We start from the raw sequence: 14,112 nt of genomic DNA, 5'->3' as shown, positions 1-14,112 counted from the left end.
GTCCCCGGGCCCGGCCCCCCCAGCCACGGCTCCACGGTCGTCGCACCCAGCGCCTCGGCCAGCCGTCCCAAGGCACGCTCGTCGGCATCGTGCGGCACGTCGATCACCGCGCTGACGTCGTCGGCCGCCGACGCCTGCGCCCAGTCCAGCAGCGCGCCCGGAGCGGGCAGCGCGTCACGCTCCGAGGTCCGCACGGCTCCGCTCGTCAGCACCACGGCTCGGCCGGCGAAGGCGCCCGGCGCGGGCAGCGGTCCGCTTGCCTGGTCGGCGAGGAGAAGCAGCCCCGCGTCGGGGTACTCCCTCGCCGCCGTGTCGAGCTCATCGGGCGTACCGGCGACCGGCCCGGCGACCAGCAGATCGCCCAGCGTCGCCGCGATCCGCCCGGCGAGCGCGGGGGCCGCTCCGTCGACCGGCCCGGCCAGCACCCAGCGTCGGCGCGCCGGAGGGCGTATCCGCGCCGAGCCGACGTAGGGGTGCCAGGTACGGGACAGCAGCCGTGCGCTGTCCTGACCGCGCCCGCCCGCCTGCTCCAGCCTGCGCGCCAGCGCCGGCAGCAACGCCTTCAGCGCCGACACCGACTCGCCATCGTTCAACGCCAGTTCGCTGGCAAGCGCCTCCGTGTCGCCCGACTCGACCAGCTTCCAGAAATGGTCGTCATCTCTCTGGGGCTCGGTCTCCTTCTCCTTATGCGGGGTCGGAGTGAGCCAGTGGTGGGTGTGTTGGAAGGGGTAGGTCGGCAGGTCGGTGTACGGGGGCGTGGTGTTCGTCGACGTCGAACCGGCCGGGGACGGCTCGGGCGTCTGGCCGTGGGTGAGGGTGTGCAGGGCGAGGGTGAGGGTGTGGGTCGGGGTCGTGTCCGAGGCCGCTGTGAGCAGGGGTATCGCCGCCGCCTGTGGGCGGGCCGTGCGGGCAAGGGCGGTCAGGGTGGTGTCCGGGCCGACCTCCACGAACATGTCCGTCGGCTCGGCGACGGCGGTCAGTGCCTGGTGGTAGAGCACCGGGTTGGTGATGTGTGTGGCCACGTACTCCGCGTCCACCGTGGTGGCCTGGGTACCGGTCTGGGTGGAGTAGAACGGCACGCTCGGCTCACGGAAGCTGAACCGCTCGGCGAACGTGCGGAATTCGGCGGCGGCCGGTTCCATCAGCGGGGAGTGGAAGGCGTGCGAGACCCGCAGCCGACTCGTCTTACGCCCCTGACTGCGGAAGAACTCGGCCACCGCCGACACCTCGTCCTCCGGACCCGAAAGCACCGTGCTCTCCGGCCCGTTGACCGCCGCAATCGCTGACCGGGGAGCAAAAGCCAGCTGGGCTTCGACCTCCTCAGCGGTGGCGTGGACGGCGATCATCGCGCCGCCGTCGGGGAGGGCTTCCATCAGCCGGGCTCGCTCGGCCACCAACGCCGCCGCGTCGGCCAGTTCCCACACCCCGGCCGCCCACATCGCGGCGAACTCACCCACCGAATGCCCCATCACCGCATCCGGGCGCTGCCCCCGCTCGCGCAGCCAGCCCACCAACGCCACCTGCACCACGAACAGCGCCACCTGCGCATACCCCGTCCGCGACAGATCCCCGGCACCGCCTACCAGCACCTCCCGCACCGGGAAACCGGCGAACTCATCCATCACCGCCACGGCCGCATCCAGGTGCGGTGCCAGGTCTGGGACCTCCCACAGCCGGCCAAGGCCCTCCGGCCGCAACGTCCCCTGACCGGAGAACTGCCACACCACACCCGAACCAGCCCCAGCACCACCCGTAACCAACCCGGTGCCCGCATCCACCGCCCGGGCCGAAGCAGGCCCCTCCAACGCCAGACCCTCGTCAAAGGCCAGCGTCTCCAACGCCCGCACGACACCCGCCTTTACCTCGGGAGCGTTCTCGGTCGGCGTGGTGATGATCGTCGCCCGATGCGCGAAACGGCTCCGGCCATCCAACGCGGTGGCGATCCGCCGAAGCCCCGCCACGCTGTCAGCGTCCGAGGAAGCCGCGACGTACTCGCCCATGCGGGCGGCCTGCGCACGCAACGCCACGGACGACTTCGCCGACAACCGCCACACGACGGAGCCGGCATCGTCGATGTCGGCGGCACCATCCGCCACCGGCTCGGCCGGTACCGGCGGTTCCTCCAGAATCACATGCGCGTTGGTGCCGCTGATACCGAACGAGGACACGCCCGCCCGACGCGGACGCTGCGGATCCCGCTCCCACGGCCGCGCCTCCCGCAACAGCTCGACACCGCCACCATCCCACTCCACCGCAGAAGACGGCCGTCCCGCATGCAACGTCGCCGGCAACACATCATGCGCAAACGCACCGACCACCTTGATGATCCCGGCCACCCCGGCAGCCGCCTGCGCATGCCCGATGTTCGACTTCACCGAACCCAACCACAACGGACCCACCCCCGCACCACGACGACGCCCATACACCGCCTGCAGCGCCGAGACCTCCATCGGGTCCCCCAACCGGGTCCCCGTCCCATGCCCCTCGACCACATCCACATCACCCGGCTCAACCCCCGCGGCTGCCAGCGCCCGCTCGACCACCGCCCGCTGCGCCGGGCCTCGGGGTGCCGTCAGCGTCGAGGACGCGCCGTCCTGGTTCACGGCGCACCCACGCACCACCGCCAACACCCGACGCCCCGCAGCCACCGCATCCGACAACCGCTCCAGCATCAGCACGCCCACGCCCTCGCCCCAGCCGACACCATCGGCCTCCTCCGCGAACGCCTTGCACCGGCCGTCCGGCGACAGCCCCCGCTGCCGCGAGAACTCGATGAACGCGCGTGGGGTCGACATGATCGTGGCACCGCCCGCCAACGCCATCGAGCACTCCCCCGCCCGCAGCGCATTGACCGCCATATGCACCGCAACCAAGGACGACGAGCACGCCGTATCCACCGTCAGTGCCGGTCCTTCCAGACCCAGCGTGTAAGCCACACGGCCCGACGCCACACTGCCCGCGACACCGGTACCCACCAGGCCCTCGACGTCCGTAGGGCATGCGGTGAGCTCGGTTCCGTAGTCGTGGTACATCAGGCCGGTGTAGACGCCGGTCTTGCTGCCACGCAGCGCCAGCGGATCCATGCCCGCCCGCTCGGCCGCCTCCCACGAGCACTCCAGCAACAGCCGCTGCTGCGGATCCATCGCCAGGGCCTCGCGGGGGTTGATCCCGAAGAAGTCGGGGTCGAAGAGGCCCGCGCCGTGCACGAAGCCACCCTCGCGGGCGTACGACTTGCCCGCCGCGTCCGGGTCCTCGTCGTAGAGCTCCGAGACATCCCAGCCACGGTCGACCGGAAAGCCCGACACGGCGTCGGTCTGCGACGCGACCAGTCCCCAGAGACCCTCCGGGGACACCACACCGCCGGGGAAACGGCATCCCACACCCACGATGGCGATCGGCTCGTCGGCACCCGTTGCCACCGTAGCGGCGGGCCGTGCGGTTTCGGTGTCTGCCCCGGCCTCTGTGCCGACGAGGAGTTCGAGGAGGTAGTCGGTCAGGCTGCGGGCGTCGGGGTAGTCGAAGATCAACGACGCCGGGAGTGTCTGACCGACCGCTCCGCCCAGCCGGTTGCGCAACTCCAGCGCGGTCAGCGAGTCGAAGCCCAGACCCGAGAACGACACGTCGGCGTCGATTGCCGCATCGGCCGAGCGGCCCAGCACACCCGTGGCCGTACCGATCACCAGCTCCAGCACGCGCTCACGCCGCTCCGCCGCATCCAGACCCCGCAGCCGCTGCACAAACCCCCTGTCCTCACCTTGACCGATCCGGTGCCTGGAACGCGCAGAGACCGGCACCAACTCCCGCAGGGATGAGGGCACTTCAGGTGCGCTTCCCAACGCCGACCGGTCCAGTCCGAGCGGCATCGCGACCGGAGCACCGCCCGCCAGCGCCCGGTCGAAGAGCGCCACCCCTTCCTCTTCCGCGAGCGGGACAAAGCCCGACCGGCGCAGTCGTGCCAGGTCCGCCGCCGACAGCCCGGAGGCCATCCCGTCGTCCCCGGACGCCGCCCACAGGCCCCAGTCCAACGCCAGCGTCGGTGCCCCCGCGGCCGACCGCACCCGCGCAAACTCGTTCAGGAACGCGTTCGCCGCCGCATAGCTGCCCTGACCGGGACCGCCCAGTACCGCGGCGGCCGAGGAGAAGACCACGAAACGTGCGAGGTCGAGGCCGAGTTCGTTGGCGACGTCGTGCAGGTTGAGTACTGCGTCCACCTTCGGGCGCAGCACCGCCGACACCCGCTCCGCCGTCAGCGACTCAACGAACCCGTCATCCAGCACACCCGCCGAGTGGACGATTCCGGTGATGTCACCGTCGTAGCCGGCCAGAACGGAGCGCACCTCGTCGCCATGGGCAACGTCGCAGGCGGCCACTGCCACTTGGGCGCCCAGCTCGGAGAGTTCGTCCCGCAGGCCGGTCACCGACGTCGATGCCGTGCCCGACCGGCTCAGCAGCAGTAGGTCGCGCACGCCGTGTGTCACCACGAGATGGCGTGCGATCACCCGCCCCAACTGGCCCCCGGCACCGGTGACCAGCACCGCGCCCGAACCGAAGGGGTTCGGTTCCAGGGACCGTTGCCCCTGGCTCGGGGTGATACGGGCGACCTTCAGGGTGCCCTCGCGTATCGCGCTCTGCGGCTCGGCGGCGAACGGCACGCGCGTCAACGCCTGCCAGGAGCGAGGATCGTCATCCACGTCCACCAACGCGATACGGCCCGGGTGTTCCGCCTGCGCACTGCGCAACAACCCCAACGCCGCCGCCGATGCCGGATCCACGACCGGGTCGCCCTCCACCCCGGCCGCCCACCGCGACACCACCACCAGCCGCTGATCCTCCGACGCCACCGCCAGCCAACGGCACACCACATCCAGCACCTCACCGACCGCCTCGTGCACCGCACCGGCGGTCGGCCACAACGCCTCATCCCCGTCGGCAGCCGACCCGAGTCCGTACACCACGACCCTGGCCCCGGCCCCCACAGCCGCCTCCAGCGAATCCGCGGAGCCGAACCCGATCTCGCCGTCGAAACCCACACTCGACCAACGGTCGGACTCGGCCGGGGCCGTCAGAGCCGCGGGCCGCCAGACGGGGACCAGCAGGGGCTGCCCAGCTCTGTGCGCGCCGGCAGCCGCTATCTGCTGCGCGGTCACCTCCGCAACCGTCAACTCCTCGACGGATACGACCAGTTCGCCTTCGGTCGACAGCAGTTGCAGGCCGTACGACTGCGGTGACAGCTGCCGGACCAAGACGCGGACGGCGCGCTCCGCGGCGCCGTGGACACGGACGCCTTTCCAGGCAAAGGGGAGGCGGATGGCCTGGGGCTCGTCCCCCCTGTCGTGCTCGGCGGTGGCGGCGATGGTGTGCAGGGCGGCGTCGAACAGCGCGGGATGCAAGGCGAACCCGGCGGCGTTCTCGTATGCCTCGTCCATCTCCACCCGGCCGACCACCGTCCGGCCGTCCCGCGCCACCGACCGCAGCCCACGGAACAACGGACCGTAGTCCAGCCCGAAGTCGGCAAGCCGCTCGTACAGACCGTCCATCGAGGTGGTGGAGCCCGGGCGGGCCTCCCACTTCTTCGGTGCGGTCCCCGATTCCGGCGCCAGCACTCCGGTCAGGTGCTCGGTCCACTCGACGGGGTCGCTGCCGGAGGCGGGGTGGCTGTGAACAGTGAGGGTGCGCGTGCCGGACTCCTCTACGGCGCCCACGAGTACCTGGAGCACCAGCGCCTCGTCGTCGTCCAGGACGACCGGAGCCTTGACCACCAGCTCGTCCACGGCCGGCACTTCGAGCCCTGTACCCACCCAGGCTGCCAGCTCCACCAACGCCGTCCCCGGCACCAGCACCCGGCCATGCACCCGATGCTCCGCCAGCCACGGATGCGACCTGACACTCACCCGACCCGTGAACAACACCGCCCCACTACCCGGCAACTCCGTCATCCCGTCCAGCAACGGATGCTCAGCCGCCGACAGACTCGCGTGCGCCCTCTGGGCGGGCGTCAGCCAGTAGTGCGTGCGCTGGAAGGGGTAGGTCGGCAGGTCGGTGTACGGGGGCGTGGTGTTCGTCGACGTCGAACCGGCCGGGGACGGCTCGGGCGTCTGGCCGTGGGTGAGGGTGTGCAGGGCGAGGGTGAGGGTGTGGCCGGGGGCAGTGTTCGGGGCGGAGGCCAGCAGGGGTATCGCCGCCGCCTGTGGGCGGGCCGTGCGGGCCAGGGCGGTCAGGGTGGTGTCCGGGCCGACCTCCACGAACATGTCCGTCGGCTCGGCGATGGCGTTCAGTGCCTGGTGGTAGAGCACCGGGTTGGTGATGTGTGTGGCCACGTACTCCGCGTCCACCGTGGTGGCCTGGGTACCGGTCTGGGTGGAGTAGAACGGCACGCTCGGCTCACGGAAGCTGAACCGCTCGGCGAACGTGCGGAATTCGGCGGCGGCCGGTTCCATCAGCGGGGAGTGGAAGGCGTGCGAGACCCGCAGCCGACTCGTCTTACGCCCCTGACTGCGGAAGAACTCGGCCACCGCCGACACCTCGTCCTCCGGACCCGAAAGCACCGTGCTCTCCGGCCCGTTGACCGCCGCGACGGACGAGCGCGACAGCCCTGCCAACTGCTCCTCCACCTCACGCGGAGATGCGTTCACGGCGATCATCGCGCCGCCGTCGGGGAGGGCTTCCATCAGCCGGGCTCGCTCGGCCACCAACGCCGCCGCGTCAGCCAGTTCCAACACCCCGGCCGCCCACATCGCGGCGAACTCACCCACCGAATGCCCCATCACCGCATCCGGACGCTGCCCCCGCTCGCGCAGCCAGCCCACCAACGCCACCTGCACCACGAACAGCGCCACCTGCGCATACCCCGTCCGCGACAGATCCCCGGCACCGCCGGCCAGCACCTCCCGCACCGGGAAACCGGCGAACTCATCCATCACCGCCACAGCCGCATCCAGATGCGGTGCCAGGTCCGGGACCTCCCACAACCGCCCAAGACCCTCCGGCCGCAACGTCCCCTGACCGGAGAACTGCCACACCACACCCGAACCAGCCCCAGCACCACCCGTAACCAACCCAGTGGCCGCATCCACCGCCCGGGCCGAAGCAGGCCCCTCCAACGCCAGACCCTCGTCAAAGGCCAGCGTCTCCAACGCCCGCACAAGACCGGCCCGCACCTCGACGGCATCCTCACCCGGCGTCGCAACGATCGTCGCCCGACGCCCGAAACGGCTCCGGCCATCCAACGCCGCGCCGATCCCACGCAAACCGGATAGGCCCTGCGCGTCAGGCGTGTCTGCCAAGAAGTCGGCCATGCGGGCGGCCTGCGCACGCAACGCCACGGACGACTTCGCCGACAACCGCCACACGAGGGGATCGCCATCGTCGGCATCGCCCTCGGCCGACAACTCGACAGGCCGCGGGGGTTCTTCGAGGATGAGGTGTGCGTTGGTGCCGCTGATGCCGAAGGACGAGACGCCCGCCCGGCGCGGACGCTGCGGATCCCGCTCCCACGGCCGCGCCTCCCGCAACAGCTCGACACCGCCACCATCCCACTCCACCGCAGAAGACGGCCGTCCCGCATGCAACGTCGCCGGCAACACATCATGCGCAAACGCACCGACCACCTTGATGATCCCGGCCACCCCGGCAGCCGCCTGCGCATGCCCGATGTTCGACTTCACCGAACCCAACCACAACGGCCCCTCCCCCGCACCACGACGACGCCCATACACCGCCTGCAGTGCCGAGACCTCCATCGGGTCCCCGAGTCGGGTCCCCGTCCCATGGCCCTCGACGACGTCCACGTCACCGGCCTCGACACCGGCGGCTGCGAGCGCCCGCTCGACCACCGCCCGCTGCGCCGGACCCCGCGGCGCCGTCAGCGTCGAGGACGCACCATCCTGGTTCACGGCGCACCCACGCACCACCGCCAACACCCGACGCCCCGCAGCCACCGCATCCGACAACCGCTCCAGCATCAGCACGCCCCCGCCCCCGCCCCAGCCGACACCATCGGCCTCCTCCGCGAACGCCTTGCACCGGCCGTCCGGCGACAGCCCCCGCTGCCGCGAGAACTCGATGAAGGCACCGGGGGTGGACATGATCGTGGCACCGCCCGCCAACGCCATCGAGCACTCCCCCGCCCGCAGCGCATTGACCGCCATATGCACCGCAACCAAGGACGACGAGCACGCCGTATCCACCGTCAGTGCCGGTCCTTCCAGACCCAGCGTGTAAGCCACACGACCCGACGCCACACTGCCCGCGACACCCGTGCCGACGAAGCCTTCGAGATCAGCGGGGTACTCCGGGATCCGCGTGCCGTAGTCGTGGTACATCAACCCGGTGTAGACACCGGTCTTGCTCCCCCGAAGGCCCAGCGGATCCATCCCCGCCCGCTCGACCGCCTCCCACGAGCACTCCAGCAACAACCGCTGCTGCGGATCCATCGCCAACGCCTCACGCCGATTGATCCCGAAGAAATCCGCGTCGAACAAGCCGGCATCCCGCACGAAACCGCCCTCGCGGGCGTACGACCTGCCCACCGCCTCCGGATCCTCGTCGAAGAGCTCCGAAACATCCCAGCCACGGTCGGTCGGAAAACCCGACACCGCATCCGTGCCCGACACCACCAGCTCCCACAACCCCTCCGGCGACACCACACCACCCGGGAAACGGCACCCCACACCCACAATGGCGATCGGCTCGTCGTCCGTCGCGGTCTGGGGCGTCACCTGCACGGGGGCTGACGGTTCCTCGGCGGCGAGGAGTTCGAGGAGGTAGTCGGTCAGGCTTCGGGCGTCGGGGTAGTCGAAGATCAACGACGCCGAGAGTGTCTGACCGACCGCTCCGCCCAGCCGGTTGCGCAACTCCAGCGCGGTCAGCGAGTCGAAGCCCAGACCCGAGAACGACACGTCGGCGTCGATTGCCGCATCGGCCGAGCGGCCCAGCACACCCGTGGCCGCACCGATCACCAGCTCCAGCACGCGCTCACGCCGCTCCGCCGCATCCAGACCCCGCAGCCGCTGCACAAACCCCCTGTCCTCGCGGTGACCGTTGCGGCGTCCGGCGCGTGCTGATGACGGCACCAACTCCCTTAGCACGGCAGGCACTTCGGCTGATCTTCCCAACGCCGGACGGTCCAGCCCGATCGGCACCACCACGGGAGCCCCACCCGCCAGCGCCCGGTCGAACAGACCAAGCCCGTCCTCCACCGCGAGTGGGACAAAGCCCGACCTGCGGAGCCGCGCGAGGTCCTCCGCCGACAGCCCGGAAGCCATACCCGCGTCGCCTCCGGACGCCTCCCACAGGCCCCAGTTCAACGCCAGCGTCGGCACGTCCGCAGCCGACCGGACCCGCGCAAACTCGTTCAGGAACGCGTTCGCCGCCGCATAACTCCCCTGGCCCGGCGAGCCGAGAAGGGACGCGGCGGAGGAGAAGACGACGAAGTTCGCCAGGTCGAGGCCGAGTTCGTTGGCGACGTCGTGCAGGTTGAGTACTGCGTCCACCTTCGGGCGCAGCACCGCCGACACCCGCTCCGCCGTCAGCGACTCAACGAACCCGTCATCCAGCACACCCGCCGAGTGGACGATTCCGGTGATGTCACCGTCGTAGCCGGCCAGAACGGAGCGCACCTCGTCGCCATGGGCAACGTCGCAGGCGGCCACTGCCACTTGGGCGCCCAGCTCGGAGAGTTCGTCCCGCAGGCCGGTCACCGACGTCGATGCCGTGCCCGACCGGCTCAGCAGCAGTAGGTCGCGCACGCCGTGTGTCACCACGAGATGGCGTGCGATCACCCGCCCCAACTGGCCCCCGGCACCGGTGACCAGCACCGTGCCCGAACCGAACGGTGCCTCACTCACGGCCTGTTGCTCTGGCGCGGCCACCAGGCGGGCGACCTTCAGGGTGCCCTCGCGTATCGCGCTCTGCGGCTCGGCGGCGAACGGCACGCGCGTCAACGCCTGCCAGGAGCGAGGATCGTCATCCACGTCCACCAACGCGATGCGGCCCGGGTGTTCCGCCTGCGCACTGCGCAACAACCCCAACGCCGCCGCCGATGCCGGATCCACGACCGGGTCGCCCTCCACCCCGGCCGCCCACCGCGACACCACCACCAGCCGCTGATCCTCCGACGCCACCGCCAGCCAACGGCACACCACATCCAGCGCCTCACCGACCGCCTCGTGCACCGCACCGGCGGTCGGCCACAACACCCCATCCCCGTCGGCAGCCGACCCGAGTCCATACACCACGACCCTGGCCCCGGCCCCCACAGCCGCCTCCAGCGAATCCGCGGAGCCGAACCCGATCTCGCCGTCGAAACCCACACTCGACCAACGGTCGGACTCGGCCGGGGCCGTCAGAGCCGCGGGCCGCCAGACAGGGACCAGCAGGGGCTGCCCAGCTCTGTGCGCGCCGGCAGCCGCTATCTGCTGCGCGGTCACCTCCGCAACCGTCAACTCCTCGACGGATACGACCAGTTCGCCTTCGGTCGACAGCAGTTGCAGGCCGTACGACTGCGGTGACAGCTGCCGGACCAAGACGCGGACGGCGCGCTCCGCGGCGCCGTGGACACGGACGCCTTTCCAGGCAAAGGGGAGGCGGATGGCCTGGGGCTCGTCCCCCCTGTCGTGCTCGGCGGTGGCGGCGATGGTGTGCAGGGCGGCGTCGAACAGCGCGGGATGCAAGGCGAACCCGGCGGCGTTCTCGTATGCCTCGTCCATCTCCACCCGGCCGACCACCGTCCGGCCGTCCCGCGCCACCGACCGCAGCCCACGGAACAACGGACCGTAGTCCAGCCCGAAGTCGGCAAGCCGCTCGTACAGACCGTCCATCGAGGTGGTGGAGCCCGGGCGGGCCTCCCACTTCTTCGGTGCGGTCCCCGATTCCGGCGCCAGCACTCCGGTCAGGTGCTCGGTCCACTCGACGGGGTCGCTGCCGGAGGCGGGGTGGCTGTGAACAGTGAGGGTGCGCGTGCCGGACTCCTCTACGGCGCCCACGAGTACCTGGAGCACCAGCGCCTCGTCGTCGTCCAGGACGACCGGAGCCTTGACCACCAGCTCGTCCACGGCCGGCACTTCGAGCCCTGTACCCACCCAGGCTGCCAGCTCCACCAACGCCGTCCCCGGCACCAGCACCCGGCCATGCACCCGATGCTCCGCCAGCCACGGATGCGACCTGACACTCACCCGACCCGTGAACAACACCGCCCCACTACCCGGCAACTCCGTCATCCCGTCCAGCAACGGATGCTCAGCCGCCGACAGACTCGCGTGCGCCCTCTGGGCGGGCGTCAGCCAGTAGTGCGTGCGCTGGAAGGGGTAGGTCGGCAGGTCGGTGTACGGGGGCGTGGTGTTCGTCGACGTCGAACCGGCCGGGGACGGCTCGGGCGTCTGGCCGTGGGTGAGGGTGTGCAGGGCGAGGGTGAGGGTGTGGGTCGGGGTCGTGTCCGAGGCCGCTGTGAGCAGGGGTATCGCCGCCGCCTGTGGGCGGGCCGTGCGGGCAAGGGCGGTCAGGGTGGTGTCCGGGCCGACCTCCACGAACATGTCCGTCGGCTCGGCGACGGCGGTCAGTGCCTGGTGGTAGAGCACCGGGTTGGTGATGTGTGTGGCCACGTACTCCGCGTCCACCGTGGTGGCCTGGGTACCGGTCTGGGTGGAGTAGAACGGCACGCTCGGCTCACGGAAGCTGAACCGCTCGGCGAACGTGCGGAATTCGGCGGCGGCCGGTTCCATCAGCGGGGAGTGGAAGGCGTGCGAGACCCGCAGCCGACTCGTCTTACGCCCCTGACTGCGGAAGAACTCGGCCACCGCCGACACCTCGTCCTCCGGACCCGAAAGCACCGTGCTCTCCGGCCCGTTGACCGCCGCAATCGCTGACCGGGGAGCAAAAGCCAGCTGGGCTTCGACCTCCTCAGCGGTGGCGTGGACGGCGATCATCGCGCCGCCGTCGGGGAGGGCTTCCATCAGCCGGGCTCGCTCGGCCACCAACGCCGCCGCGTCGGCCAGTTCCCACACCCCGGCCGCCCACATCGCGGCGAACTCACCCACCGAATGCCCCATCACCGCATCCGGGCGCTGCCCCCGCTCGCGCAGCCAGCCCACCAACGCCACCTGCACCACGAACAGCGCCACCTGCGCATACCCCGTCCGCGACAGATCCCCGGCACCGCCTACCAGCACCTCCCGCACCGGGAAACCGGCGAACTCATCCATCACCGCCACGGCCGCATCCAGGTGCGGTGCCAGGTCTGGGACCTCCCACAGCCGGCCAAGGCCCTCCGGCCGCAACGTCCCCTGACCGGAGAACTGCCACACCACACCCGAACCAGCCCCAGCACCACCCGTAACCAACCCGGTGCCCGCATCCACCGCCCGGGCCGAAGCAGGCCCCTCCAACGCCAGACCCTCGTCAAAGGCCAGCGTCTCCAACGCCCGCACGACACCCGCCTTTACCTCGGGAGCGTTCTCGGTCGGCGTGGTGATGATCGTCGCCCGATGCGCGAAACGGCTCCGGCCATCCAACGCGGTGGCGATCCGCCGAAGCCCCGCCACGCTGTCAGCGTCCGAGGAAGCCGCGACGTACTCGCCCATGCGGGCGGCCTGCGCACGCAACGCCACGGACGACTTCGCCGACAACCGCCACACGACGGAGCCGGCATCGTCGATGTCGGCGGCACCATCCGCCACCGGCTCGGCCGGTACCGGCGGTTCCTCCAGAATCACATGCGCGTTGGTGCCGCTGATGCCGAACGAGGACACGCCCGCCCGACGCGGACGCTGCGGATCCCGCTCCCACGGCCGCGCCTCCCGCAACAGCTCGACACCGCCACCATCCCACTCCACCGCAGAAGACGGCCGTCCCGCATGCAACGTCGCCGGCAACACATCATGCGCAAACGCACCGACCACCTTGATGATCCCGGCCACCCCGGCAGCCGCCTGCGCATGCCCGATGTTCGACTTCACCGAACCCAACCACAACGGACCCACCCCCGCACCACGACGACGCCCATACACCGCCTGCAGCGCCGAGACCTCCATCGGGTCCCCCAACCGGGTCCCCGTCCCATGCCCCTCGACCACATCCACATCACCCGGCTCAACCCCCGCGGCTGCCAGCGCCCGCTCGACCACCGCCCGCTGCGCCGGGCCTCGGGGTGCCGTCAGCGTCGAGGACGCACCGTCCTGGTTCACGGCGCACCCACGCACCACCGCCAACACCCGACGCCCCGCAGCCACCGCATCCGACAACCGCTCCAGCACCAGCACACCCACGCCCTCGCCCCAGCCCATGCCGTCGGCGGAGTCGGAGTAGGACTTGCAGCGGCCGTCGGGTGACATGCCGCGCTGGCGGCTGGACTCGATGAACGGGCCAGGTGTGGACATGATCGTGGCGCCACCCGCCAATGCCAGCGAGCACTCCCCCGCCCGCAGTGCGTTGACCGCCATGTGCACCGCGACCAGCGACGACGAGCACGCCGTATCCACGGTGACGGCGGGGCCTTCCAGGCCCAGCGTGTAGGCCACCCGGCCCGACGCCACACTGCCGAGGCTGCCGTTGCCGACGTATCCCTCCATCTCGGCAGGGACGGCGTCGATGGCAGGGCTGTAATCGTGGTGCATCAGGCCGGTGTAGACACCGGTCTTGCTCCCCCGAAGCCCCAGCGGATCCATCCCCGCCCGCTCGACCGCCTCCCACGAGCACTCCAGCAACAACCGCTGCTGCGGATCCATCGCCAACGCCTCACGCCGATTGATCCCGAAGAAATCCGCGTCGAACAAGCCGGCATCCCGCACGAAACCGCCCTCGCGGGCGTACGACCTGCCCACCGCCTCCGGATCCTCGTCGAAGAGCTCCGAAACATCCCAGCCACGGTCGGTCGGAAAACCCGACACCGCATCCGTGCCCGACACCACCAGCTCCCACAACCCCTCCGGCGACACCACACCACCCGGGAAACGGCACCCCACACCCACAATGGCGATCGGCTCGCTGGCTCGTTCCTCGTACTCGTGAATGCGTCGCTTGGCCGCCCTCAGGTCGGAGGTCGCGCGCTTGAGGTAGTCCAGGTACTTGGTCTCATCAGCCATGGTGAAAACCCTCGCTTTTCTCTCAACTGAGGGGGTG

The 14,112-nt window shown here is 70.6% G+C and carries 1 protein-coding gene; it reads right to left on the bottom strand.

Annotated elements, in window-relative coordinates:
* A partial coding sequence (locus RZ84_RS38560) for a type I polyketide synthase (protein ID WP_157878983.1) occupies nt 1–14,075 on the bottom strand: 14,075 nt, incomplete at its 3' end.
* Nucleotides 14,076–14,112: the final 37 nt, after the last annotated feature.

This window comes from Streptomyces sp. CT34 (assembly GCF_000805335.1).
GTDB lineage: Bacteria > Actinomycetota > Actinomycetes > Streptomycetales > Streptomycetaceae > Streptomyces.
The sequence above is the reverse complement of the archived record's forward strand: the minus strand, read 5'-3'. Positions and strand labels throughout refer to the sequence as shown.